Source organism: Wolbachia endosymbiont (group B) of Ennomos erosarius, assembly GCF_964026905.1.
GTDB lineage: Bacteria > Pseudomonadota > Alphaproteobacteria > Rickettsiales > Anaplasmataceae > Wolbachia.
This window is the reverse complement of the sequence record NZ_OZ034708.1, coordinates 703,071-728,845: the sequence shown is the minus strand read 5'-3', so window position 1 is coordinate 728,845 and position 25,775 is coordinate 703,071. Positions and strand designations below refer to the sequence as shown.

Annotated in this window: 25 protein-coding genes, 1 tRNA gene and 7 pseudogenes; 22 read left to right on the top strand and 11 right to left on the bottom strand. The window is 34.6% G+C overall.

Annotation, left to right across the window (positions count from 1 at the left end):
* Positions 1-228 precede the first annotated feature (228 nt).
* The 4 genes and pseudogenes from AAGD95_RS03805 to ccmA all read left to right on the top strand — a co-directional run bounded on the left by AAGD95_RS03805 (position 229) and on the right by ccmA (position 2,667).
* Complete coding sequence (locus AAGD95_RS03805; RefSeq protein WP_341818249.1) at positions 229-1,185, top strand: IS5 family transposase; 957 nt, start codon at positions 229-231, stop codon at positions 1,183-1,185.
* Positions 1,186-1,291: 106 nt separating this feature from the next.
* Positions 1,292-1,414: pseudogene (locus AAGD95_RS03800) on the top strand (IS982 family transposase); the annotation flags it as partial.
* A 194-nt stretch (positions 1,415-1,608) separates the two neighbouring features.
* Complete coding sequence (locus AAGD95_RS03795) at positions 1,609-2,040, top strand: hypothetical protein (protein ID WP_341818247.1); 432 nt, start codon at positions 1,609-1,611, stop codon at positions 2,038-2,040.
* A 3-nt stretch (positions 2,041-2,043) separates the two neighbouring features.
* Complete coding sequence (gene ccmA, locus AAGD95_RS03790) at positions 2,044-2,667, top strand: heme ABC exporter ATP-binding protein CcmA (RefSeq protein WP_341818246.1); 624 nt, start codon at positions 2,044-2,046, stop codon at positions 2,665-2,667.
* 552 nt (positions 2,668-3,219) lie between these two features.
* Here ccmA and AAGD95_RS03785 read toward each other — a convergent pair.
* Positions 3,220-4,071, bottom strand: a complete 852-nt coding sequence (locus AAGD95_RS03785; protein WP_410542088.1) for an IS982 family transposase — start codon at positions 4,069-4,071, stop codon at positions 3,220-3,222.
* Positions 4,072-4,086: 15 nt separating this feature from the next.
* Here AAGD95_RS03785 and AAGD95_RS03780 point away from each other — a divergent pair, with 15 nt between their 5' ends.
* From AAGD95_RS03780 to AAGD95_RS06465, 8 genes are all read left to right on the top strand, one after another.
* Positions 4,087-4,266 (top strand): hypothetical protein, encoded by a 180-nt coding sequence (locus tag AAGD95_RS03780; RefSeq protein ID WP_341818245.1) that lies wholly within the window; start codon positions 4,087-4,089, stop codon positions 4,264-4,266.
* 118 nt (positions 4,267-4,384) lie between these two features.
* A complete protein-coding gene (pheS, locus tag AAGD95_RS03775; protein WP_341818244.1) occupies positions 4,385-5,428 on the top strand; it encodes a phenylalanine--tRNA ligase subunit alpha in 1,044 nt (347 codons plus the stop codon).
* A complete protein-coding gene (glmU, locus tag AAGD95_RS03770) occupies positions 5,429-6,721 on the top strand; it encodes a bifunctional UDP-N-acetylglucosamine diphosphorylase/glucosamine-1-phosphate N-acetyltransferase GlmU (RefSeq protein ID WP_341818243.1) in 1,293 nt (430 codons plus the stop codon).
* Positions 6,722-6,933: 212 nt separating this feature from the next.
* Positions 6,934-7,236, top strand: a complete 303-nt coding sequence (rplU, locus tag AAGD95_RS03765) for a 50S ribosomal protein L21 (RefSeq protein WP_182366585.1) — start codon at positions 6,934-6,936, stop codon at positions 7,234-7,236.
* A 10-nt stretch (positions 7,237-7,246) separates the two neighbouring features.
* Positions 7,247-7,516 (top strand): 50S ribosomal protein L27, encoded by a 270-nt coding sequence (gene rpmA / locus AAGD95_RS03760; protein ID WP_010082252.1) that lies wholly within the window; start codon positions 7,247-7,249, stop codon positions 7,514-7,516.
* A 9-nt stretch (positions 7,517-7,525) separates the two neighbouring features.
* Positions 7,526-7,602: transfer RNA gene (locus AAGD95_RS03755), tRNA-Ile, on the top strand.
* A 64-nt stretch (positions 7,603-7,666) separates the two neighbouring features.
* Positions 7,667-8,839, top strand: coding sequence for a methionine adenosyltransferase (metK, locus tag AAGD95_RS03750; RefSeq protein WP_341818242.1), 1,173 nt, complete (start codon positions 7,667-7,669; stop codon positions 8,837-8,839).
* 125 nt (positions 8,840-8,964) lie between these two features.
* On the top strand, positions 8,965-9,126 hold the full coding sequence (locus AAGD95_RS06465) for a hypothetical protein (protein WP_410542073.1): 162 nt from the start codon (positions 8,965-8,967) through the stop codon (positions 9,124-9,126).
* Here the strand turns inward: AAGD95_RS06465 and AAGD95_RS03745 are convergent.
* Positions 9,092-9,214, bottom strand: coding sequence for a hypothetical protein (locus tag AAGD95_RS03745; RefSeq protein WP_341818241.1), 123 nt, complete (start codon positions 9,212-9,214; stop codon positions 9,092-9,094). The two genes, AAGD95_RS06465 and AAGD95_RS03745, sit on opposite strands and share 35 nt — an antisense overlap.
* Before the next feature lie 15 nt (positions 9,215-9,229).
* Between AAGD95_RS03745 and AAGD95_RS03740 the strand changes: the two are divergent.
* A pseudogene (locus tag AAGD95_RS03740) lies at positions 9,230-10,080 on the top strand (IS982 family transposase).
* 282 nt (positions 10,081-10,362) lie between these two features.
* On the opposite strand, the gene AAGD95_RS03735 reads toward AAGD95_RS03740, so the two are convergent.
* Positions 10,363-11,379 carry a substrate-binding domain-containing protein gene (locus AAGD95_RS03735; protein WP_341818240.1) on the bottom strand — a complete coding sequence of 339 codons (1,017 nt, stop codon included), beginning with the start codon at positions 11,377-11,379 and terminating at the stop codon, positions 10,363-10,365.
* 141 nt (positions 11,380-11,520) lie between these two features.
* Here AAGD95_RS03735 and dcd point away from each other — a divergent pair, with 141 nt between their 5' ends.
* Positions 11,521-12,078, top strand: coding sequence for a dCTP deaminase (gene dcd / locus AAGD95_RS03730; protein WP_341818239.1), 558 nt, complete (start codon positions 11,521-11,523; stop codon positions 12,076-12,078).
* On the opposite strand, the gene AAGD95_RS03725 is transcribed toward dcd, so the two are convergent.
* The 4 genes and pseudogenes from AAGD95_RS03725 to AAGD95_RS03710 all read right to left on the bottom strand — a co-directional run bounded on the left by AAGD95_RS03725 (position 12,079) and on the right by AAGD95_RS03710 (position 16,965).
* Entirely contained in the window at positions 12,079-13,053 is a 975-nt protein-coding gene (locus AAGD95_RS03725) for a hypothetical protein (RefSeq protein WP_341818238.1), read from the bottom strand.
* A gap of 592 nt (positions 13,054-13,645) precedes the next feature.
* Positions 13,646-14,497 (bottom strand): annotated as a pseudogene (locus AAGD95_RS03720) (IS982 family transposase).
* Positions 14,498-14,549: 52 nt separating this feature from the next.
* Positions 14,550-15,764, bottom strand: coding sequence for a CCA tRNA nucleotidyltransferase (locus AAGD95_RS03715; protein ID WP_341818237.1), 1,215 nt, complete (start codon positions 15,762-15,764; stop codon positions 14,550-14,552).
* A 350-nt stretch (positions 15,765-16,114) separates the two neighbouring features.
* Positions 16,115-16,965, bottom strand: a pseudogene (locus AAGD95_RS03710) (IS982 family transposase).
* Between the two features lie 15 nt (positions 16,966-16,980).
* On the opposite strand from AAGD95_RS03710, the gene AAGD95_RS03705 reads away from it, so the two are divergent.
* Positions 16,981-17,121 carry a hypothetical protein gene (locus AAGD95_RS03705; RefSeq protein WP_341818236.1) on the top strand — a complete coding sequence of 47 codons (141 nt, stop codon included), beginning with the start codon at positions 16,981-16,983 and terminating at the stop codon, positions 17,119-17,121.
* Positions 17,069-17,518 (top strand): annotated as a pseudogene (locus AAGD95_RS03700) (IS982 family transposase); the annotation flags it as partial. The gene AAGD95_RS03705 and the pseudogene AAGD95_RS03700, both read left to right, overlap by 53 nt.
* On the opposite strand, the gene AAGD95_RS03695 reads toward AAGD95_RS03700, so the two are convergent.
* Positions 17,490-18,215: a hypothetical protein gene (locus AAGD95_RS03695; RefSeq protein WP_341818235.1), complete on the bottom strand. Its 726-nt coding sequence runs from the start codon at positions 18,213-18,215 to the stop codon at positions 17,490-17,492. The pseudogene AAGD95_RS03700 and the gene AAGD95_RS03695 overlap by 29 nt on opposite strands.
* Before the next feature lie 107 nt (positions 18,216-18,322).
* On the opposite strand from AAGD95_RS03695, the gene ychF reads away from it, so the two are divergent.
* Together ychF and AAGD95_RS03685 are read left to right on the top strand one after the other, a co-directional pair.
* A complete protein-coding gene (gene ychF, locus AAGD95_RS03690) occupies positions 18,323-19,417 on the top strand; it encodes a redox-regulated ATPase YchF (protein ID WP_341818234.1) in 1,095 nt (364 codons plus the stop codon).
* 298 nt (positions 19,418-19,715) lie between these two features.
* A pseudogene (locus AAGD95_RS03685) lies at positions 19,716-19,914 on the top strand (hypothetical protein); the annotation flags it as partial.
* A gap of 15 nt (positions 19,915-19,929) precedes the next feature.
* On the opposite strand, the gene AAGD95_RS03680 reads toward AAGD95_RS03685, so the two are convergent.
* Positions 19,930-20,814: an IS982 family transposase gene (locus AAGD95_RS03680; RefSeq protein WP_410542086.1), complete on the bottom strand. Its 885-nt coding sequence runs from the start codon at positions 20,812-20,814 to the stop codon at positions 19,930-19,932.
* A gap of 26 nt (positions 20,815-20,840) precedes the next feature.
* Between AAGD95_RS03680 and AAGD95_RS03675 the strand changes: the two genes are divergently transcribed.
* Genes AAGD95_RS03675 through ruvC form a run of 3 tightly spaced genes read left to right on the top strand, consistent with a single transcriptional unit; the run spans position 20,841 to position 22,498 of the window.
* Positions 20,841-21,134 (top strand): hypothetical protein, encoded by a 294-nt coding sequence (locus AAGD95_RS03675; RefSeq protein WP_341818233.1) that lies wholly within the window; start codon positions 20,841-20,843, stop codon positions 21,132-21,134.
* Positions 21,135-21,181: 47 nt separating this feature from the next.
* Entirely contained in the window at positions 21,182-22,009 is an 828-nt protein-coding gene (locus AAGD95_RS03670) for a cytochrome c oxidase subunit 3 (protein ID WP_341818232.1), read from the top strand.
* Positions 22,010-22,498, top strand: coding sequence for a crossover junction endodeoxyribonuclease RuvC (gene ruvC / locus AAGD95_RS03665; protein ID WP_253309367.1), 489 nt, complete (start codon positions 22,010-22,012; stop codon positions 22,496-22,498). It abuts the gene before it with no gap.
* A 44-nt stretch (positions 22,499-22,542) separates the two neighbouring features.
* On the opposite strand, the gene ruvX is transcribed toward ruvC, so the two are convergent.
* On the bottom strand, positions 22,543-23,010 hold the full coding sequence (gene ruvX, locus AAGD95_RS03660) for a Holliday junction resolvase RuvX (protein WP_341818231.1): 468 nt from the start codon (positions 23,008-23,010) through the stop codon (positions 22,543-22,545).
* Between the two features lie 250 nt (positions 23,011-23,260).
* Positions 23,261-23,377 (bottom strand): annotated as a pseudogene (locus AAGD95_RS03655) (IS110 family transposase); the annotation flags it as partial.
* A gap of 21 nt (positions 23,378-23,398) precedes the next feature.
* Between AAGD95_RS03655 and AAGD95_RS03650 the strand changes: the two are divergent.
* Positions 23,399-24,283: an IS982 family transposase gene (locus AAGD95_RS03650; RefSeq protein ID WP_410542086.1), complete on the top strand. Its 885-nt coding sequence runs from the start codon at positions 23,399-23,401 to the stop codon at positions 24,281-24,283.
* The last annotated feature ends 1,492 nt before the right edge of the window (positions 24,284-25,775 follow it).

The following is a 25,775-nucleotide window of genomic DNA, read 5'->3' as shown; positions in this document are numbered from 1 at the left end:
GAGTGACACATCAGTAAGGGTGTCATGCAAATAGCTGACACTGGAATCCAAAAAAGAAGAGTTATAGAACCTTGTGTCATGTACACAACTGTACGAATATTGTACACTAGAAGGATGTCATCCCAGTGCCTAGACACTGGGATGGCTTTGTTGCATAGCAACCGAAAAAATCTGGTGGCTACTGACAAAATTCATTATAAATAACCATTTAACTGTTGAAGAAAAAATATGCCACAGAAAATGAAAGTCAGTAACCAAAACGAATATAACAAATTCCTTGAAAAAAGGGGAAATATTTTTCGTTACATCGATGAAGCTATCGAAAATTGGTATGAAAATAGTCCAAAAATGCAGGGCGGCAACTATATTTACAGTGATAAAGTCGTAATTTTGGTGCATATAATTGTCAATCTTTTTAGAATTGGTTTAAGACAAACGGTGGGGTTTATAAAAGGATATCTGCAACAAATAGGAAAAAATTTGGCAGTTATCAGCTATTCACAAGCATCAAGAAGGTTTAAAAAACTTAATATTAAGATAAATGATTGCAGGGTTGATAAAAGCAACATGGAAAATATTGAAATTATCATAGATAGCACAAGTATCAGCATTTACAGTAACACTCCTGGCCACAGTAAGGAAAACAGTGCAGATAGAAAGTACCGAAGCTACGAGCAAGTAAGAAAGTTACATGTTATGTTAAGTGTAAATAGTAAAAAAGCTATAGCTGCAAGATACAGTAATGGCTTCTACTCTGACCACTATGGAGCTTGCGATTTGCTTGAAGAAGTTAATTTTCAGCACAAAATAAAAGCATTATATGCAGATAGGGCATACGATAGGCACAAACTTTATAAATTGTGTAAGAAATACGATATAAAGACAAAAGTTCTACCAAAAAAGGATGCAGCAGAACATTCAAAAATAGATTATATGTCTGACAGAAATGCTGCTATTAGGTTAATAAAATTATACGGACAAGATGATGTAAAAGAGTGGAAAAAGGAAGCAATTTATGGAAAGAGATCTTACATAGAAGGATTTTTCTCAAGGTTGAAGCAAGTATTTGGATTTAGCTTTAGGAATAAATCTGAAGTAAATCGTGAAAAAGAATTACTAATTAAGTGCTATTTGCTCAACAAATTCACTGATATTGGTATGGCTAAATTTGAAATCATTACATAAATTTGTCGTAAACCATCACTGCTTAAGACGCGAATTCTGGATTAAAGGAGAATAGAAAAGGCAAGAAAACAGGGTAAACTCATCTATTAATCCAGAATTCGCGTTAGAAATTGAACACACTCGCCATAGATCCCCTGTTAATTTTTTGGTTCATATCTTTTCTACTCTCATTTCCTATTCCATCAAATCCAAAAAGCCTTCTATTTCCTATACTTTCTTCCTTCCTTAATCCAGAATTCGCGTTTTCAACACTTATGCGCCGCGGCGGTATGACGTAGGAAGACCTGATCTGTAGCTGTATTTGTCCAATTTACGAAATAGAGCAGTATTACTTTTATACTGTCTTTACCCGCAAAAAAATTGCACAATTTCTATAATTATGGTATAATGGTAAGGGTATTTTTAATGAATTAGATACAGGAAATGCCACTTACACAGATCATATTATATAGCGTAACATTACTTGTTGTAGCTGCAGTATTTCTCTTTTTGAGAAAAATATACAAAAATCGCATTAGAAAAATCATATTTCCTAGAAAAGTTTTTAAAGAAGAGTGGGAAGAAGACAGAAAATTCAATGAATTGTATCAAAAAAATAAGCAAAAAGAGTTGCTGAAACAACAAGAAACGCTACGCGAGAAACAAAAAGATGTGCAAGTTTATAAAGAAGATCCAGAAATAGTTGACATAGCAAAACCGGTAGGTAAATGGACAAAGATGGTTATGATGGGTAATGGTTTAATGCAGCGTTTTGCACAATTGATACATAGAGAAGGCGGCCAGAAAGTATTTTGGGAGCTGTTTGTAAAAGCTCAGGCTTCAACTCAAGGTAAACATAAGGGGAAGGGCAGATAATCCATGCTTGAATGTGAAAATTTATCCTGCGCTCGTAATAACAAAGTATTATTTAAACATCTTAGCTTTAAAGCTGAGCCAAAATCAAAGATTCTAATCACTGGTCCAAATGGTAGTGGTAAAACCAGCTTAATTAGAAGTTTATCTGGACTTTTGCCGCCGGTATCAGGCAATATAAGGCACTGCGGAAAAGACATATATGATGATCCAAAATCCTATATACCTTCTATGGTCTACGTAGGGCATAAAAATGCCTGCAAGGATAGCTTAACTGTTACTCAAAACATAGAATTATGGGCAGGAATACGAAATACTAGGGAATTGATTGTGGCAGCTGTTTGTTGCTTGCAGTTACAGCCTGTACTTAATATTAGATATGGCGAACTTTCTGCAGGCTGGAGAAGAAGAGTTGCGCTTGCCCGCCTCTTGATTTCTAATGCAAACGTTTGGCTGATAGATGAACCATTTTGTAATCTTGATAGTGCAACGTGTGAATTAGTGCTGAACCTAATCTCAATACGCTCTGAGCAAAATGGTATAGTAATTATTACAGGACATAGCTCTACAGAGCAATTGTGTGATTTTACAACGATCGATATACGCGATTTCAATAGACTTCTTGCATAGTTCTTGGCAGCACGTTGAGAAACGAAAAAACCTACTTGACAAGCTTTGCCAGCCCCCTTATTATGATAATAAGGGTATTTATGACTCAAAACTTGTTTTTGACCTGCAGGCTCAATGACAAAATTCAGTAAAAAACTCAGGGTATCTTTTGGCGGATTACATAAAATTATAGCGGCTGCATGTCTTTTAAAATTTTTCTACATTCAGCCAAATCGCGCTTAAAATAAGCGTCAGCACATTATTACAGCGCCAATTTAAAGTATTAGAGAGTCAAAACCAGCACCACGGGGCTTCTTTTGCCTTTTTTTCGTTTGGTAAATTTCTTAACGTTTGTAGCTAAACGACAATCGTCATCCCGCTGCTTGTTAGCGGGATCTAGAGATACCGCGGCGGTATGACGTAGAAAAACTGAGCCTGCACTAGCTATAGGCGTGAGAAAGGGGATCGTTTTCACTTACTTGCTTAACAGATTCTATAGAATATTCAGAATATATAAAGCGAGCTAAATTCAAAATACACAGCGCGATTAATATTGGTAACGCGAATTCTGGATTAAGGAAGGAAGAAAGTATAGGAAATAGAAGGCTTTTTGGATTTGATGGAATAGGAAATGAGAGTAGAAAAGATATGAACCAAAAAATTAACAGGGGATCTATGGCGAGTGTGTTCAATTTCTAGTCTATTTTTTAGGTAACCAAAAACAGTCTCAATGATAGACCTTTTTCTCAGTAAAATCTTCTCATTTAGCGAAATCAATGCATTTTTCATACCTTTTTTCACCTTGGTAACAAGTTTCAAACCTCGGTCAAACAGCTTCTGAAAAAGCTCTTTTGCAATATAACCTTTGTCACCAAACAAAAGGCCGGTTAATTTTTCCGTCAGATTTGGCACAGGTATCCTATCATCAACATTGCCTTTTGTTAGCGTAAGTGAATGAATTTCACCATTTTCATTGATTACCATATGTAATTTGAAACCAAAAAACCAGCCGTAAGTACTCTTGCTTAATTTTGCAATTCCAGCAAAAACTTTGTTTTTGGATATTCTTTTTGCATGACAAACTGCAATGGGAGTTGTGTCTATATATGAAATTCCAGTGTTTTCTGACTGTCCACAAAGCCAATGCAACAACATTGCTAAATGCCACAAAACCCTAGGCTTTAGAGCAACAAACCTGGTATATGAAGGCAACTTTGGAAACTCTGATTTGTAGAGCAACGTTAGGTAATGTAGATAGAAAGTTTTGAAATTTTTACACGGAGATTGTTGATATAGCAGGATTATTGTCATGATTTCGGAGTGCTCAATTTCCGTTGTTCTTGTGGGTTTTTTACCATTTGGCAGTAGTTTACCTGCAAAATTTTTCTCTATATCTCTGCAAAAATCATCGACCAAACAAAACAGTTTGTTATATCTTCCATGGTTAACCTCATCTGTTTTTTTATAACTGCTGAGTTTACCCTGTTTTCTTGCCTTTTCTATTCTCCTTTAATCCAGAATTCGCGTTTAAAGAGCTTAGGTAAATCCTCTATTTTATACTTATTCTTAGTTTCAGTGTTACTGTTGTGCATAGTTGATACAGCAAATTCATCAACATAAAGGTAAATAAAAAAAGATTAATCGGTCAATAAATTAATAATCAGAATAGGGCGATTTTTCGGATTGTTGATGATATTTAAAATTTCACTATAATGAAAGTTTAAGCCAGCATTTTAAGATGAATAAAGAGTTATTAGATGACATACTTTCACTTGAAGATAAAGCAGTTTCCGAAATTGAAAATGCTTCTTCTTTGCAAGATTTAGAAAAAGTTAGGCTATTATATTTGGGAAAAAAGGGTGTAGTTAGAGCTTATTTTGATAACTTAAAAAAGTTAGAAAATGCAGAGAAAAAGCGTGATTTAGGCGCAGTTATTAACGCTTTACGTGATAAGATAGATCATCTTATCATGAATAGGGGAAATGTACTAAAAACAGAAGAAGTTAACTTTAAATTGCAGAACGAGGCAGTTGATATTACGTTGCCCGTTAGACCAGAAAAAATTGGCAAGATCCATCCACTCAGTAAAGTTATAAATGAAGTAAAGCTTATTTTTGCACATATGGGTTTTAAAGCAGTTGATGGCCCTGACATTGAAGATGAATTTCATGTATTTGATGCACTGAATACTCCAAGTCATCATCCTGCACGAGAGGAGCAAGATACCTTCTACTTAAAGAATAAAATAAACGATAAAAGAATGGTACTGCGCACTCACACCTCATCTGTGCAGATTAGAACCATGGAAAAAACAAAAAATTTCCCAATTAAAATAGTAGCCCCTGGTAGGGTATACAGAAATGACTTTGATGCAACTCATACTCCTATGTTTCACCAGATAGAAGGGTTATATGTCGATGAAAACGTCAATATGGGCCAGTTAAAATTTACTATTCATCACTTCCTTAATAAGTTTTTTGGAGATAAAGGGCTGAAGATACGTTTTCGTAATAGTTTTTTCCCTTTTACTGAACCCTCTGCGGAAGTGGACATAAGTTATAAAGGTAGTAAATGGATAGAAGTGCTTGGATGTGGTATGGTGCATCCAAATGTCTTTCAAAATGTTGGAATAAACTGCACTAAATACAATGGTTTTGCGTTTGGCATTGGTATAGAAAGGCTTGCAATGCTAAAATATCAAATCAGCGACCTAAGAAGCTTTTACGATAACAAAATCAGTTGGCTTGATCATTATGGTTTTCATTTTTCATCTTTAAGATAAGTGATAAATAAAGCTCATACTTTCATCATACTTGCTGCCGGGCATGGCAGGCGGATGAATTCAGATTTGCCTAAGGTTCTGCACGAAATAGGCAATTTTTCCATGCTTCAGCATGTCATTTACAATGCAAAACAGTTCAATCCTGAAAATATTGCTGTTGTAGTTGATCAGCCTTTAATTGAAAGACTAAAGTGCTTTGAGGATATACAGTTAATTATACAAGAATCAACACTCGGCACGGGAGATGCAGTCAAAACTGCGATGAGAAACCTGAAAGAATTGCCAGATTCGAACATAGTTGTTGTGCAGTATGGAGATACTCCGCTCATAAAAAGCAGCACAATAACTAAAATGATTAGTTCTTTAGAAGGCAAGGCTCTAGTTTGCCTAGGTTTTAGGGCAAGCAATAAAGAATATGGTAGGTTAATCATTGAGAATGGTTCCTTAAGAGAAATCGTAGAAGCAAAGAGTGATAAAAATAATCATGAAGAGTTTCTTGCCAATGCTGGAATAATGGTTGCATATGCAAAGAATTTACGTGAATTGGTGGAGAAAATAGAGTGCAATAGCTCAACTCATGAATATTATTTGACCGATATAGTTTCCATTGCAGTGAAGAGTAATTTAAATGTCGGTTACGTTATTACGGGTGGAGAAGAAGCAACGGGAATAAATAACAGAAATGACCTTATAAAAGCTGAATTTTACTTTCAAGAAAATAAAAGAAAAATTTTTACCGACGCCGGAGTAACGCTTGTTGCGCCAGAGACTGTTTTCTTTTCTCTTGATACGCAAATTGCCAGAGATTCAGTGATTTACCCATACGTTTTTTTTGGTCCTGGAGTGAAAATAGAGTCTGGTGCGAAAATACTGCAATTTTTGCATTTAGAAAACTGCTTAATTAAAAGTAATGCTGAGGTCGGTCCATTTACCAGAATACGCGGAAACACAACAATTGGTAATAAGGCAAAAATAGGAAATTTTGTGGAAGTGAAAACAAGTGAAGTTGGTCAAAACACTAGAATAAAACACTTAAGTTATATAGGAAATACTAAAGTAGGGCAGGGGAGTAATATAGGAGCAGGCACTATTGTTTGTAATTATGATGGGAAAAATAAATATGAAACGAATATAGGGAGCAATTGCTTTGTTGGCGCCAATAGCTCACTCATTGCACCGCTCAATGTTTATGATGACTCTATAATTGCAGCGGGCAGTGTTATAGTTAAGAACGTGCCAGAGAAAAGCCTTGCAATAGCAAGAGAAAAACAAGTGATTAAGAGAATAAAGTAATTCGCTGTAATTATAGCAGATCTTCCTAATAACAGAACTGTTGCAAGAGCTTGTAGAATTACTTTTAGATCATAATGCAAACCCTGTTCTTGAGTTTACTTAAAAGTATTTTAGTAGCTCAAAAAGAACGTTAAGTCGTGCTTTTTATTTATATTGACAGTATATATGACATCGTTTACGATTAAAGTTAATAACAATAATTTATATTTATCATGTTTGCAGTAATTGAGACTGGTGGAAAGCAATATTTAGTAAAAGAAGGCAGTATAATAAAGGTAGAGAAGTTAGAAGCTGAAGAAAAAAAAGAGGTGGAAATCAATAAGGTGATTTGTATTTCAAATAATGGCTTATCTTATTCATCTAATGCTACTGTTAAAGCTGAAGTATTGGAGCAGTGTAGAGGAGAAAAAATTATAATCTTTAAGAAGAAAAGAAGAAAAAATTACCGTAGGAAAACTGGTCATAGGCAGTATATAACTGTTCTTCGTATCAATGAAATTAATCTTCAAAAGTAAGAGGTAAAATATGGCAACTAAAAAATCAGGTGGTAGTTCCTGTAATGGTAGAGATTCCGCAGGTCGTAGGTTAGGAATAAAGAAGAATGGGAAGGTTATTCCTGGTAACATAATTGTGCGCCAAAGAGGCACAAAATTCCATCCTGGAAAGAATGTTGGTATAGGTAAAGATCATACGATTTTTGCTAAAATAGAAGGCTGGGTCAGCTTTAGAAGGTCAGCAAATAAAAAGACTTTTATTGATATCTTGCCTACAGATAATATGAAAGCTTCAGCTTGAATAAATCATGGGTCTGTAGCTCAGGTGGTTAGAGCGCACGCCTGATAAGCGTGAGGTCGGAGGTTCAACTCTTCCCAGACCCACCATTTAATAATTACTAACTGTGTTTTTTATAGCGGTTTTGGTATTATGTAAGCAGAAACCTAAAGCATGAGTTCATATAAAAATTTAGTAACCAGTGAATCAGTGGCGGCTGGTCATCCAGATAAAGTAGCAGATCAAATTTCAGATGCAATACTTGATGAATACCTTTTCACTGATCCTTTTGCACGAGCTGCAATAGAGACTTTAGTCACCAAAGATAACGTTATTATAGCTGGGGAAGTATTCGGACCTAACATCAAAAAGAGCAGGATTGAAAGTATTGTACGGAATACAATAAAAGATATTGGTTATGAGCATGATGGTTTCCACTGGAGAAAAGTGAAGGTAAATATATTATTACATGAGCAATCAAATGACATTGCAATAGGGTTGGATCAAGGTGCTGGAGATCAGGGCATAATGTATGGCTATGCAACAACAGAGACAGAAAACCTTATGCCGGCTCCCATTTTTTATGCGCACTCGATTCTGAAAAATATCATGAGCGCAGTTAAAGAAGCAAAACTTGGTCCGGATGCAAAGTCACAAATCACTTTGGCATATGAGAATAACCTCCCGGTACGTGCTAAAAGTATTATTGTCTCAATACAGCACCCTGAGGATTTGGATCAATCAAAAGTAAAAGAAATAATTTACCCTTACATAGTTTCATCTTTACCTGAAGGATGGATGTGTCATGAGGAAAATCTCTTAGTCAATCCAACAGGTAGATTTGTTATTGGTGGGCCGGTTGGTGATTGTGGATTAACCGGACGGAAAATTATGGTTGATACTTATGGAGGTTATATTCCACACGGTGGAGGAGCGTTTTCCGGAAAAGATGCAACCAAAGTTGATAGATCTGCAGCTTATATGGCAAGATACCTTGCTAAAAATATTGTCTTTGCAGGTTTGGCTAAACGTTGTCTTGTGCAGCTTTCTTATGCAATTGGTATATCACAACCTACTTCATTCTATATTGACACATTTAGTACAAATACGATAGATGAAAAAAAGATTAAAAAGTTTATTGAGAATAGTGTGGATTTATCAACAAAAGGTATAATCAAGCATTTATCGCTTAATCATCCTATATATAAACGTACAGCCTGTTATGGACATTTTGGTAAAGAGTCAGAAAATGACGGTGGATTTTCTTGGGAAAGCATGAACTTGTCTGCTGATCTTTGTAGAGAATTCAATATAGAAGGTAATAGTAAAATTTCTTTAGGTTGCTGAAATTTTTGATTTACAGCCCCACATTTATATACTAGCTTATTGTTAAAGTATAATTACTTTTTCATAATAATTATACTATATTAGTGATAATTATTATATTCAGTTTTTATTGTGAGGCTCATGCAATGTATAATGACATAAAAGAAGAATTTTGTAGCATAGCTATAAAAGAATCATCTGATCTTATTGATAGAATAGAAGAACATCCTTTTTATGTTGAATTGATGAATGGCAAATTAAGTTATAAGAAGTTCAAGTTCTACGTTCAACAGACTTTTTATGCTTAGTACGCGAATTCTGGATTAAAGGAGAATAGAAAAGGCAAGAAAACAGGGTAAACTCAGCAGTTATAAAAAAACAGATGAGGTTAACCATGGAAGATATAACAAACTGTTTTGTTTGGTCGATGATTTTTGCAGAGATATAGAGAAAAATTTTGCAGGTAAACTACTGCCAAATGGTAAAAAACCCACAAGAACAACGGAAATTGAGCACTCCGAAATCATGACAATAATCCTGCTATATCAACAATCTCCGTGTAAAAATTTCAAAACTTTCTATCTACATTACCTAACGTTGCTCTACAAATCAGAGTTTCCAAAGTTGCCTTCATATACCAGGTTTGTTGCTCTAAAGCCTAGGGTTTTGTGGCATTTAGCAATGTTGTTGCATTGGCTTTGTGGACAGTCAGAAAACACTGGAATTTCATATATAGACACAACTCCCATTGCAGTTTGTCATGCAAAAAGAATATCCAAAACAAAGTTTTTGCTGGAATTGCAAAATTAAGCAAGAGTACTTACGGCTGGTTTTTTGGTTTCAAATTACATATGGTAATCAATGAAAATGGTGAAATTCATTCACTTACGCTAACAAAAGGCAATGTTGATGATAGGATACCTGTGCCAAATCTGACGGAAAAATTAACCGGCCTTTTGTTTGGTGACAAAGGTTATATTGCAAAAGAGCTTTTTCAGAAGCTGTTTGACCGAGGTTTGAAACTTGTTACCAAGGTGAAAAAAGGTATGAAAAATGCATTGATTTCGCTAAATGAGAAGATTTTACTGAGAAAAAGGTCTATCATTGAGACTGTTTTTGGTTACCTAAAAAATAGACTAGAAATTGAACACACTCGCCATAGATCCCCTGTTAATTTTTTGGTTCATATCTTTTCTACTCTCATTTCCTATTCCATCAAATCCAAAAAGCCTTCTATTTCCTATACTTTCTTCCTTCCTTAATCCAGAATTCGCGTTTCTGGAGTAAACACAAAGGAAAGATCGCTCTAGGCGTTACTGGACTATGCGTAGCTGGTGCTATTGCAGCCTATGTGCTAGCGTATCCTGCAGTTACATTAGCTTTGGCAGTTTTGGCAGCAGTTATATTAATGGGTGCTGATATTGCTAAGGTTTTAGAAGATCCAAGTGTAGAAAAACCGTTTACACAACAACAAGAAGTATAACATTAATAATGTCATCCCAGCGCCATGCGCTGGGACAAAGAATATAAAAGAAGCGTTGCCGTCATGTTATATCATAAACTTTTGCTGAAGCTTTTTTCATGTCTTCACTTGAAAGTGGGATTAGACCAAGCCTAGATAGATACCCATCTTCAATGCCGATCGAATCTATAATTTCTTTAATGAATTCTCTGAATCCATCAACAGTATCCAAGTGTTCTTTCTTTATATAAAGGTATAGAGGTCTTGATAATATATATTTTCCTGATGATATATTTTCATAGGTTGGCTCAATTCCTGCAATTGTGCTTCCTTGTATTTTATCTTGATTCCTCATTAAAAAGCTGAAACTAAATATCCCTAAGGCGTTTTTGTTACTTTTCAATTTTTGTATTATTATGTTTTCATTAATTCCAACTTCTATATACCTTCCATCATCCCTTATATTACCACATGCTTTCTTTCTTTCTTCCTGATCTTTATAATTCTCTTTAAAAATTCTTGAATTCATGCATGAATATTGATCAAGCATAATAGAATTAACCAAAGTTTCGTATGTACCTGTATTTTGATGTGGACCATAAATTTCAATTTCTGTTTTTGGTAAGGCTTGATTTACATCAGACCAAAACTTCTTATTATTTTTTACTAATTTATCATTTTCTTGAGAATATGCAGATAAAGTTTCAAATAAGTCCTTCTTTGTGAAATCAAATCTATGGCTTTGATTTGAATTTGCAATGACAATTCCATCGTAGCCAATGATGATCTCTATCACTTCATTAATTTTATTCCTTTTACATAGTTCTCTTTCTACTTCCTTTATAGGGCGAGATGAAGTGGTGATGTCTGGCGTGTCTTCCCCTATTCCTGAGCAAAACATTTTGAACCCTGATCCACTTCCTATTGATTCTACAACTGGAGTCTTAAAGGAGAATACACGATTGAACTCCTCGGCTACAAATGAGATAAAAGGAAAAACAGTTGAAGACCCAACAATTCTGATGTATTTCCTGGCATCAGCATTTGACAGCGGCGTGAATAATACGAATACAAAAATCAGGAGAAAGTTTCTAAGCATTATTTTTAGTTAAGAACATAAATCTAATTATTGTAATAAAAAATCAAACTGAAAAGCTTTAATTGCATGACAAAAGCTACAGTTTACATTTAAATTTTATTTTATATTATTGTAAGTATTACACAACTTTAAGGAACAGTTATGGCAGTTATGCCAGATAAATGGATAAGAGAAAAAGCTGAAAACTTTGGAATGATAGAGCCTTTTGTGAATCACAAAAGAAGCAAAGGTGTCATATCTTTTGGACTATCATCTTATGGTTACGATGCAAGAGTGGATAATAAATTTAAAATTTTTACTAACGTTAATTCAGCTGTTGTGGACCCTAAAAATTTTTCTGAGAATAGTTTTATAGATAGGGAAACAGATGTATGCATAATTCCACCAAATAGCTTTGTGCTTGCAAGTACAGTGGAATATTTTTGTATACCAAGGAATGTACTGGTCATTTGTGTTGGTAAATCAACTTACGCAAGATGTGGAATTATAGTAAACGTTACTCCCTTAGAACCTGGATGGGAAGGTCATGTCACACTCGAATTCTCAAACACCACTCCACTTCCTGCAAAAATTTATGCTAATGAAGGCGCATGCCAATTCGTATTTTTAAGCGGCGAAAGTGAGTGTGAGAAATCATATGATGATATGAAAGGAAAATATATGAATCAGCATGGTATCACTTTGCCGCTGGTGAAATAATTACTGCTTTCGTTGTGAGCTACCAGGCTGCTCTATAGACAATATTCCACTATCACCAGATAGCAAAGTTCGCGCTGATTCACTTTGCTTAAGATGTTTAATTGCCTGCTTTTTGTCAGTTCCAGTGCGCATACTGTAGCCAAATTGCATATCTATTCCATTTTCAACAATGTTACATGACAACCCCATAGCAGTAGCGAAGCTTTCTTGTCGGTTAGTAGCATCTCCAGTAACAACACCACAAACAGTGAAGTTACGATTATTTCTCACTGTTCGCATCATCACTTCACCATCTCGTATACCATCATTATTTATATCCTTTGCTATAACAGTCTCATCTACGGTTTGTTCACCTTCCACTACTCGAGATATTACCTCTATATTTGGTTGATTATATAGCTGACCACTTCTTGTTAATGATTGATGTAAATCAGTATTTAATTGATCCTGCTCCATATCATCCTGTTGCCCTAACTTATTAACTTCTTCTTCAACACGCTCATTGTATCCTTCATCATTACTTATTTCAACTTTATTTACTGGTTGACCTTGATTGTTTTCTATGTTTTTTTGACTAAATATGTCTTTATTGATAGCTCGAAAAATAAGAAAGGGTATCAGTGAAATTACTAGGTTTAATATAATGCACGGAATTAAAATCACAGCAGCAGCTATATAGATTAGAGATCTAACTATAAACTTTATTACTTTAGATAATTTAGAATCATCTTTTTGAGCACTTACAGCATTTAAAAATAGCATAGTAAAACCAAAAGATAACACTGTTATAGCAGTAGGCACGATGATTGGAACAAGTAAAAAAGTGTTGATTAAATTTTTTCCAGAACTAGTTGGTTTAGTGCTATTATTCAGTGATGTAAGATAGTTTTGACCAACATTAGTAATCCATTTTGTACCAGACAAGACTCTTTTACTATTTTCTTTCGACATTTCAAATTTCATTGGCACCCCCATATTATAATGCTAAATTGTACTAAAAATTAATATAAAATCAACATAAATTTTTCACTTCCGCACTTTCTTATTATTGCTTACAATGATTATAGCTACATGATTTGCTCATGTGCTTTTCTTAATTAAAAACTTCAACTATTCATTGTAAGTTATTGAATTTCTTATCATAGTATCTATCATCCGAGTAGCCCCTTTCTTGTCATCCCAGTGCTTGACACTTGGATCTTTTCTCAACAATTTCAAAAAAATCTATCAAAAGAGGATTATCATGTCCACAATAATTTTATCATCAATTTTTGGTCAAGCAGGCAGCATTTTTGGTCCAATTGGCCGGATTATCGGCTCAGAACTCGGTGCTCTTCTTGGTGCACAGCTAGATAGCGCAATGTTTGGTCTTGATGCTGAGCAAAAAGTAAGGCATGGGGCAAGGCTAAAAAACCTGCAAGTTCAAACCTCAACTTACGGCAGAACGATCCCAATTATCTATGGCACTGCTCGTGTTGCAGGGAACATTATTTGGTCACAGCCAATAAAAGAAGAGGCGATAACCACCAAAAGTAAAATTGGAAGAGGTATGAACGCGAATTCTGGATTAAGGAAGGAAGAAAGTATAGGAAATAGAAGGCTTTTTGGATTTGATGGAATAGGAAATGAGAGTAGAAAAGATATGAACCAAAAAATTAACAGGGGATCTATGGCGAGTGTGTTCAATTTCTAGTCTATTTTTTTAGGTAACCAAAAACAGTCTCAATGATAGACCTTTTTCTCAGTAAAATCTTCTCATTTAGCGAAATCAATGCATTTTTCATACCTTTTTTCACCTTGGTAACAAGTTTCAAACCTCGGTCAAACAGCTTCTGAAAAAGCTCTTTTGCAATATAACCTTTGTCACCAAACAAAAGGCCGGTTAATTTTTCCGTCAGATTTGGCACAGGTATCCTATCATCAACATTGCCTTTTGTTAGCGTAAGTGCATGAATTTCACCATTTTCATTGATTACCATATGTAATTTGAAACCAAAAAACCAGCCGTAAGTACTCTTGCTTAATTTTGCAATTCCAGCAAAAACTTTGTTTTGGATATTCTTTTTGCATGACAAACTGCAATGGGAGTTGTGTCTATATATGAAATTCCAGTGTTTTCTGACTGTCCACAAAGCCAATGCAACAACATTGCTAAATGCCACAAAACCCTAGGCTTTAGAGCAACAAACCTGGTATATGAAGGCAACTTTGGAAACTCTGATTTGTAGAGCAACGTTAGGTAATGTAGATAGAAAGTTTTGAAATTTTTACACGGAGATTGTTGATATAGCAGGATTATTGTCATGATTTCGGAGTGCTCAATTTCCATTGTTCTTGTGGGTTTTTTACCATTTGGCAGTAGTTTACCTGCAAAATTTTTCTCTATATCTCTGCAAAAATCATCGACCAAACAAAACAGTTTGTTATATCTTCCATGGTTAACCTCATCTGTTTTTTTATAACTGCTGAGTTTACCCTGTTTTCTTGCCTTTTCTATTCTCCTTTAATCCAGAATTCGCGTTCTTAGCATAAAGCACCAGCTCCTCTTTTGTTAAAGTGTAGGAGCTGTCTTCCCAATTTTGCCTGAGCAACTCTAAGTTTTTACCTAAACTTTTTCCTGGCTGGTGACCTATATTTATCAAATCATCGCCAGATAAAGGAAATTTTGGAATATTGAATGTATCAGCAAATGAAATGTATTTGTCAATATTTTCTCCAGACTCAACACCACAAATTTTTATTAAATTACAATATAGTTCTCTACCAAATAAAGATATGTACTTTTTTTGCTCTTTTTCTGAGAGTTCTGTTTTGATATCGTTGGATAGTAAAAATAACAGCTTTTTCTTTTGCTTGTTTGAAAGACGTAAAAATTTGCTTACATATTCTCCAAGACTTAGCCTGTCATTTTTTTTAGTGGTCCTAAGGAGTAACGCTAATTTTACTAGTGCATCAGTGCCCAAAAGAAGTGGCGAAGACAGAATTTCGCATTTTACTTCTTTTGGGATAATTTTTTGCAAAACATCAGATTCTTGCATGCTCTTAAGTGTTGGAAAAGGATCATTGCACTTCAGCAATTTAAGTATTTCATCTCTTATTCTCTCTTCAGAGAGGTTTTGGATCATATGCGAATACTTTTTGCATACGCTTAGTATTTCATCACTCAAATCTCCGGCACATATTTTTGCATGAAAACGAAATGCTCTTAAAATACGTAGATAGTCTTCTTTAATTCTATCTTCAGCGTTGCCTATAAAGTTTAACCTTCGCGCCTTTAAATCCTCAATGCCACCAAAGTAGTCATATATATGGCCATGCTTATCTGCATATAGAGCGTTAAATGTAAAGTCACGCCTTGAAGCATCAGCTTGCCAATTATTAGTAAATTCTACTTTTGCATGCCTACCATCACATTTCACATCATGCCTTAGTGTCGTAATTTCAAAAGACCTCTGATTTAGAACCGCAGTGATAGTTCCATGTTTTAAGCCAGTTGGAATAGTTTTTATATTACGGAGTTTTAGCGCTTTAATCGTTTGATTGGGAAGCAAATTAGTAGCTAAATCGATGTCGTGGACATCACGCTGCAAAATTGAGTCTCTCACACACCCGCCGACAAGCCTAGCCTCACCACCAAATTCCTCTATGGCATCAATAATTAAACTAGTCTCATGGTCAACTTGCATTTAGGTTAGTACGTACTGCAAGTTCATATTATATGAAATGCTTGCAAAAGCCCTATATAAAAATATACATGGCTATGAAGATTTATTTTACACTTCCAATTATGATATTTGTTGTTGATGAAATGTTTTTTCTATTCTTGATTCCTCCATACCACATCTTGGTAAATTTGAAGGGTTTTGCTTCTCAGAGCGCTCTATGCGCTGCTTTATATCACTAACGCACTGCTCTACAACATCATAAATTTTTCCATTAGCATTTTCTGCCAATAACTCATCAAATCTCTTCTCAACCTCTGCTCTCTCAGAGATATCCTTTGAAAGGTTACAATACTCTTAACGCGAATTCTGGATTAAGGAAGGAAGAAAGTATAGGAAATAGAAGGCTTTTTGGATTTGATGGAATAGGAAATGAGAGTAGAAAAGATATGAACCAAAAAATTAACAGGGGATCTATGGCGAGTGTGTTCAATTTCTAGTCTATTTTTTAGGTAACCAAAAACAGTCTCAATGATAGACCTTTTTCTCAGTAAAATCTTCTCATTTAGCGAAATCAATGCATTTTTCATACCTTTTTTCACCTTGGTAACAAGTTTCAAACCTCGGTCAAACAGCTTCTGAAAAAGCTCTTTTGCAATATAACCTTTGTCACCAAACAAAAGGCCGGTTAATTTTTCCGTCAGATTTGGCACAGGTATCCTATCATCAACATTGCCTTTTGTTAGCGTAAGTGAATGAATTTCACCATTTTCATTGATTACCATATGTAATTTGAAACCAAAAAACCAGCCGTAAGTACTCTTGCTTAATTTTGCAATTCCAGCAAAAACTTTGTTTTGGATATTCTTTTTGCATGACAAACTGCAATGGGAGTTGTGTCTATATATGAAATTCCAGTGTTTTCTGACTGTCCACAAAGCCAATGCAACAACATTGCTAAATGCCACAAAACCCTAGGCTTTAGAGCAACAAACCTGGTATATGAAGGCAACTTTGGAAACTCTGATTTGTAGAGCAACGTTAGGTAATGTAGATAGAAAGTTTTGAAATTTTTACACGGAGATTGTTGATATAGCAGGATTATTGTCATGATTTCGGAGTGCTCAATTTCCGTTGTTCTTGTGGGTTTTTTACCATTTGGCAGTAGTTTACCTGCAAAATTTTTCTCTATATCTCTGCAAAAATCATCGACCAAACAAAACAGTTTGTTATATCTTCCATGGTTAACCTCATCTGTTTTTTTATAACTGCTGAGTTTACCCTGTTTTCTTGCCTTTTCTATTCTCCTTTAATCCAGAATTCGCGTCAAGAGTACTTACGGCTGGTTTTTTGGTTTCAAATTACATATGGTAATCAATGAAAATGGTGAAATTCATTCACTTACGCTAACAAAAGGCAATGTTGATGATAGGATACCTGTGCCAAATCTGACGGAAAAATTAACCGGCCTTTTGTTTGGTGACAAAGGTTATATTGCAAAAGAGCTTTTTCAGAAGCTGTTTGACCGAGGTTTGAAACTTGTTACCAAGGTGAAAAAAGGTATGAAAAATGCATTGATTTCGCTAAATGAGAAGATTTTACTGAGAAAAAGGTCTATCATTGAGACTGTTTTTGGTTACCTAAAAAATAGACTAGAAATTGAACACACTCGCCATAGATCCCCTGTTAATTTTTTGGTTCATATCTTTTCTACTCTCATTTCCTATTCCATCAAATCCAAAAAGCCTTCTATTTCCTATACTTTCTTCCTTCCTTAATCCAGAATTCGCGTTCTAAGATCTCGTCTACCTGAAGTTTTTTTGCTAATAGGAAATCTTCTTGTTCTTGCTCTTGTTTAAGTTTAGCTTCCTCTTGTAATTGTTTTGCTAAACTTTTATTTCTATCAAGCAACGGTTCGAAATGCAATCCGCCTTTGTTTATTACATGCACAATACTACTATCATCATAATCAACTTTATTGTATTCACCTGCATTTTTTGAACCTGAATTGTCTATTAATTGATGCAAAAACCGATCTTGTTGGATGTCAATAGCACGCAATGGGTTACTCTCTACAACATGCAATTTCACACCATACTTTTCACAAAGTATTCTGCCTTCAATGTCAGAATCACCCCATCTACTGTTGTTCATGATATTTGCTGTATAATCACTTACAGTCTCATTACGGCGCTGGCCATTGTTATCATAACTATTGGCAATTGCATCTATAAACCATTCTGGCGGATTCTTTTGCGCAAATTCCCTACAATCATTTCTTAATTTTTCGACAGTAACTTGCTCTCCTGTCTGTTGTTCTAGACTTTGTCTGAACGAGTCAAAAAAGCAGCTTCCATTACCAATTGCTTGCCCTACATAAAAATTGTCAGGGTAAGAATTACTATTTAAAGAAGTTACTTCACTTTCAACATTGTAAAAATCACTTAGTAGCTTCTGCTTCTGAGCTGTAGTCATGGTTTTACCTCAATTTAATATATATTACTATACCAACAAAATTGTAACTAATTAAGTATAGCAAAAATTCTTAAATTATGCAATAATTATGGCTTTAAATAGCAAATATGAGCTTTAACTGTGGTATAGTTGGGTTACCAAACATAGGAAAATCAACCTTATTTAATGCGCTTACAGAGTCAAGTGCAGCCGAAGCTGCAAATTATCCTTTCTGCACAATCGAGCCAAATATAGGCAAGATTTCGATAAAAGATCAGCGCTTGAAACAAATCGCAGCAATTGCCGGTTCAGAGAAGGTAATCTACAACCAATTAGAAGTTGTAGATATTGCAGGTCTGGTAAAGGGTGCGAGCAAAGGTGAAGGGCTCGGCAATAAATTTTTAAGCCATATCAGAGAAGTTGATGCCATCGTTCATCTGCTCAGGTGCTTTACGGATGACGATATTAGCCACGTACACAGTAAAATAGATCCAATATCAGATGCTGAAGTGGTAGAAATGGAATTAATCCTAGCTGATATTGATAGCATAGAAAAAAGGCTTCCTCAATTGGAAAAGAAAGCAAAGCAAGGTGATAAAGAGCTAAAGAGACAACTTGAATTAATGCAAGAGGTATTAGCTACTTTAAAATTAGGTAAACCTGCAAGAAACTTGGAGAATATCGATGGAGATGAGATGAAGTCGCTTCAATTGCTCACAACAAAGCCCGTTATGTACGTTTGCAATGTTGAAGATACAAATGTTATAACTGGCAATGAATTATCTAAAAAGGTAGAGAGAATGGCGGAGGAAAATAAAAGCAAATTTTATTGCATTTCAGCAAAACTTGAAGCAGATATTGCAAATCTTGATAGTGAAGAGGAAAAACAGAGTTTTTTATCAGAATTTGGCTTACAAGAATCAGGCCTTGATGGAGTAGCGCGTATTATGTATGAAGTGCTGAGTATGATAACTTTCTTTACTGTGGGCCCCAAAGAAGCACGGGCATGTCCAGTAAAAATAGGATCAACAGCTGACAAAGCTGCAGGTGCAATCCACACTGATTTTGAGAAAGGCTTCATAAAAGCAGAAACTATAAGCTTTGCAGACTACATAAAGTATGGAAGTGAACCGGCTTGTAAAGACGCAGGAAAAATTCGCTTTGAAGGCAGAGATTATATCGTACAAGATGGTGATATAATGCACTTTAGGTTTAATGTGTAGCTTTCTGGGGAGAAGAAACTCTCCTTCTACAGTGTATCCGTTTAGGGGAGAGGTTTAAGAAACAATTGACCTTACCCAGAAGGTATGAATTAGGTATTGCTTGGTTGGAAGCAAGAGAAGATAATCACTTCTCAGAGTGGATAGGTGGCAGGTTGGCACTTTTTCTGAGTGTTCTTGTATAAAGTATATGAAAGAAGACCTCGTTACTCAGATTCTGCCACCGGTGAGGCTCACAAAATGTGATGACCTCGTATAGGAGTTTGGACCAACCAGTACTCTGATATATTGAAATGTGCAATTGGAGGAAAAATATGCGTCACATAGGCATTATACCAATAGTTTTACTGTTTGTTACTTGCAAGAAGGAAAATCGGAGTATATTCAAACGTTTCGCTTAAAAGACTTAAATAATTTTATCAGAAATCTTCAAGAAACAGATGAAATAGCTAACAGGCAATAGCTGTTTTTTTTATGACGCAGTGTCACCTTATGTTAAGAACGCGAATTCTGGATTAAGGAAGGAAGAAAGTATAGGAAATAGAAGGCTTTTTGGATTTGATGGAATAGGAAATGAGAGTAGAAAAGATATGAACCAAAAAATTAACAGGGGATCTATGGCGAGTGTGTTCAATTTCTAGTCTATTTTTTAGGTAACCAAAAACAGTCTCAATGATAGACCTTTTTCTCAGTAAAATCTTCTCATTTAGCGAAATCAATGCATTTTTCATACCTTTTTTCACCTTGGTAACAAGTTTCAAACCTCGGTCAAACAGCTTCTGAAAAAGCTCTTTTGCAATATAACCTTTGTCACCAAACAAAAGGCCGGTTAATTTTTCCGTCAGATTTGGCACAGGTATCCTATCATCAACATTGCCTTTTGTTAGCGTAAGTGAATGAATTTCACCATTTTCATTGATTACCATATGTAATTTGAAACCAAAAAACCAGCCGTAAGTACTCTTGCTTAATTTTGCAATTCCAGCAAAAACTTTGTTTTTGGATATTCTTTTTGCATGACAAACTGCAATGGGAGTTGTGTCTATATATGAAATTCCAGTGTTTTCTGACTGTCCACAAAGCCAATGCAACAACATTGCTAAATGCCACAAAACCCTAGGCTTTAGAGCAACAAACCTGGTATATGAAGGCAACTTTGGAAACTCTGATTTGTAGAGCAACGTTAGGTAATGTAGATAGAAAGTTTTGAAATTTTTACACGGAGATTGTTGATATAGCAGGATTATTGTCATGATTTCGGAGTGTTCAATTTCCGTTGTTCTTGTGGGTTTTTTACCATTTGGCAGTAGTTTACCTGCAAAATTTTTCTCTATATCTCTGCAAAAATCATCGACCAAACAAAACAGTTTGTTATATCTTCCATGGTTAACCTCATCTATTAATCCAGAATTCGCGTTATGAGGCTATGACGGTTTTGTATTCTTGCATGTTTATATACAAGACTGTCGTTGATAGCATGAAAAATAGATTCAAAAAAAATAATAGATATAGGGATTGGTTTAATTTTTGTTACAGTGATTCAGTAAAGTCTGGATGCATTATTTTGGAAAATATTATTGATGGATATTGCAGCAGAGCAAGAGAAAATGAAAAGAGCAAAATGCTTGAGTTGTTTAGAATAACTGCACAATTTGTGTTAGATTTTTTGAACGGTGCATATAATTTTTCAAGATTCAATCAATTTCCTAAGGAACATTGACAATTTTAAGCTAATTTGTATCCTTAGTAAGTATTTTTTAAAATGCTATGAAAAGTAAAGAACATGATTTTCATTTAGTGGACCCAAGTCCTTGGCCAATTGCTATATCAGCAGCAATTCTTATTCTTGCACTTGGATTAGTTGGCGCGCTTCATAAACAAATTTTCGGAATGTTTGGTTTAGTTTTAGGCATCTTCGCGGTATCAGGGGTGCTGTTCTACTGGTGGAGAGATGTAATAAGGGAGGCAATTTATGATAAATGTCATACTACCATTGTAAAACATGGACTCAAATTTGCAATGTACTTATTTATTCTCTCGGAGGTCGTATTTTTTATAGTGTTCTTTTGTTCATTCTTTAAAGCCTGGCTTGATCCAGTTTTTTTATTTGAGGCGTTTTCTCCTGCAAAAAAAGTTGAATGGCCCCCTGAGGGAATTTTGCCACCTGATCCGTGGTCACTACCATTCATGAATACATTAATATTATTGCTTTCTGGTACAACAATTACTTGGGCAAATCACTCTTTACTTGAAAATGATAAAAAGAGCATGATTAAAATGCTGTCCATAACTATATGGCTTGGGGTTTTTTTTATAATAGTGCAAGCAATAGAGTATCATGAAGCGAGTTTTTCTCTACAAGAAACAGGAGAAAAGCTTATTTATACATCCAATTTTTATATGATTACCGGGTTTCACTGCGCACACGTTATAATAGGAATAATATTTTTATCAGTGTGTTTATTTAGAGCGCGGAAAGGCCAATTTACACTTCAGGACCATTTGTGCTTTGAGTTTGCCTCCTGGTATTGGCACTTTGTAGATGTAGTCTGGATATTTTTATTTTTATTTATTTATTGGTTAAGCGTTTATTAAGTGGTTAAAATAATAGGTCTAGATCCAGGGATAAGCAAGACTGGTTGGGCCATTATCAGCCTGAACGAGAAAAATAATATTGAATTTTTGGGCGGCGGTACCATATCAACTGATGGTAAATTGGGTACAGGTGAACGCTTACATATAATTTTTGAACAATTAAAGAAAGTAATATTTCAATATTCTCCGAATGAAGCTGCAGTAGAAAAAATTTTTGTTAATAAAAATCCTAAATCTTCACTAACTTTAGGATATGCAAGAGGGGTTGTAATTTTAGCGTTAAAAATAACAAAGCTAACTATGAATGAATATGATGCAAACTATGTAAAAAAAAGCATTACCGGAAATGGCCATGCTGATAAGGATCAGATTATATTTATGGTGAAGCAAATAGTTAAAAATTTGAGTATAAAATGTCACCATGCTGCTGATGCTCTTGCTGTAGCAATTTGTCATGCTTATACGAAAGGTTCTTGTTTTGTTGAGTAACTTTTATATGAGATTCAGTTTGAAGATTTCCAGATCTGAAAAAACTATTTGATTGTATTTATCTTGTCTAACGTTCGTTGCAAAATAATACATGCGGAGATTTTATCATCTATTTTTTTCGATTTTGTGATTGATATTCCAGTGATTTTTAGTGTATGAGTTGCGATAGATGTTGAGAAGCTTTCGTCTTGTAAGTATATATTTACTTTATATTTTTTTATTATTTTATTTGCGAATTGGATTATGGTTTTACACCATTTAGTTTCTTGCTCGTCCATTTTGAATGGTAGTCCTATTACCATTGATCCAGCTTCATTTTCTTTAAATATTCTATGCAGATAACCTAAATCTTTGTTCATATTTTTCCTATAATATACACTATGAGCTGTGGCTATAAGCTGTGTTTTATTGCTAAATGCTATGCCTAGTTGCTTTTCTCCCATGTCAAGGCACATTATGCGCTTATCTTTTGGAATAGACTTTAGGAACTCATCTGGATTTCTATGTAGCATCTATTAGACTTCCTTTAAGTGACCTTACCCAGAAAAAGTAGAGAGAAAGTTAAGAAAATTTTTTATAAAAAGAATAATGAATCAAATTGCTCAGGAATGCAATAATTAATAGCAGAATGCTTATGCTGTTTAATACACAGCTTCTAATTTAAACTCAACTGTATATTCTCTTCTTTTTGTTATTACTACTCCTTTTGAAAAAACATTTTTATTATAAAAAAACGCCTTTTCTTTCTCTTCACTTTTTCTCCTATGATTGTTGTCCAATAAAAAATTCAAATTTTGTGAAATCTTTAAAAACCCAGTCATTTTTAAGAGTATAGAAAATAGTTGTAAGAAATTTCCTGGCAATAGCAATAATAGCCTTAGTAACGCGAATTCTGGATTAATAGATGAGGTTAACCATGGAAGATATAACAAACTGTTTTGTTTGGTCGATGATTTTTGCAGAGATATAGAGAAAAATTTTGCAGGTAAACTACTGCCAAATGGTAAAAAACCCACAAGAACAACGGAAATTGAGCACTCCGAAATCATGACAATAATCCTGCTATATCAACAATCTCCGTGTAAAAATTTCAAAACTTTCTATCTACATTACCTAACGTTGCTCTACAAATCAGAGTTTCCAAAGTTGCCTTCATATACCAGGTTTGTTGCTCTAAAGCCTAGGGTTTTGTGGCATTTAGCAATGTTGTTGCATTGGCTTTGTGGACAGTCAGAAAACACTGGAATTTCATATATAGACACAACTCCCATTGCAGTTTGTCATGCAAAAAGAATATCCAAAAACAAAGTTTTTGCTGGAATTGCAAAATTAAGCAAGAGTACTTACGGCTGGTTTTTTGGTTTCAAATTACATATGGTAATCAATGAAAATGGTGAAATTCATTCACTTACGCTAACAAAAGGCAATGTTGATGATAGGATACCTGTGCCAAATCTGACGGAAAAATTAACCGGCCTTTTGTTTGGTGACAAAGGTTATATTGCAAAAGAGCTTTTTCAGAAGCTGTTTGACCGAGGTTTGAAACTTGTTACCAAGGTGAAAAAAGGTATGAAAAATGCATTGATTTCGCTAAATGAGAAGATTTTACTGAGAAAAAGGTCTATCATTGAGACTGTTTTTGGTTACCTAAAAAATAGACTAGAAATTGAACACACTCGCCATAGATCCCCTGTTAATTTTTTGGTTCATATCTTTTCTACTCTCATTTCCTATTCCATCAAATCCAAAAAGCCTTCTATTTCCTATACTTTCTTCCTTCCTTAATCCAGAATTCGCGTGTAGAGCATACTCTAACTGCTTTCCGGCTCTCAATGAATGTATGCTTGCAATATTAGGGGAACTCATCGAGGAATGAGGTCCTCTTATCTTGTTGATAACTTCAGTACTGAGTTTGTACATATTTTCTTTCCCTGGAATTCGGCTACACATTTTCTGATCTGGAGATAAAAATTTATCTCTTATGCTTGATACTAGCTGTAACTTTTGAATCTCACTTGAAAAAGACTTCATTTTAGCCTCTGCTAATTCTTTCACGACAATTTCTTTAAGTAATTCTCCTGAGTCGTTATTATTATTATTTTTGCTATTAAAGCTGTGCAAGATAGAGTCTACAATCTTATTTACCCCTTCTTCTTGTTTGTTAAATTCTAATTTTTTTACGCATTTTCTAACAGAAGGTGACAACTTGGCTTTTAACGTGCCATCTCGTAGTTCTTTACCTACATTTTTTCCAATGTTACAATGTTTGTTGACAACTTCTTTAACCTTGGCTTCTATGATCTCCCTTGCGGATTGTTTCAAATTACTTTCTAATAATTCAAGCAGCTTACTGCTTTCAAATTTGCCATCATCTTGATTTGATAGAGACTTTATAGTTTCATTAAGCATGTTATGGCAAAAGTGCTTTTCTTTAAATTCAGGAAAACCTTTTTTTAACTCCTCGTTTTTCCTAGATAAAAAGTTATTGAGATTCTTATCCCCAAAAAGCTTATTGGGCAAGTTCCGCAATTTTGAAAGGGTTGATCTACTAGAGCTAGTAGTTGATTTTCCAGTAGATACTGTGCTTACCAAACTCACTGCATCTGGCTTGTGAGCTTTTGTTTGTTCTTGTGATTTTTTAGTTTCTCCATCAATATCTTCTAACCTTTTATCAACACCCTTTAACTTTTCTTCCAACTTTTGTTGTTCTTGATTATTTAACAGTTGTTGTTGCTTTAACTGTTCTTCCACAATTGACAAATTTCCCTTTAAGCTATCTATTTCAGTTAACTGATCCCTTTTTTCTTCCTGTAGTCTCTTAATATCAGCTTCCAATTGGCTTTCTACTTGCTTCTGTTCCTTTTTTAGCTGCTCAATCAACTTCTCTTGTTCTGCAAGCTTTTCTTGTAACGCTTCATCTGACTCTTTCTTTAATTCTGCCTTTAGTCTTTCTATTTCTTCAGCTTTATTCCCTTCTAAGATCTGCTTTTCTTCTTCAGTAGCATTTAGCTGACTGATTAAAATTTTTAATTTATCTTCTAAGTCAACTTTTTTTCCCTGTAGTCGTTGCTCTTGATTATTTATTAATAGCTCTTTTTCTAACATTCCTATCACATCCAAAAAAACTTTCTTTAAGCTATCATCTATTCCAGCTAACTCCCATTCTTTACTTCCTTCTAAGATCTGCACCTGTTTTTGTAATTTAGAAACCTCATTTTTTGAGTCTTCTCTCTCTTTTACTGCAGTTCTTAATTGACTATTTAAATCTTTCAATTTA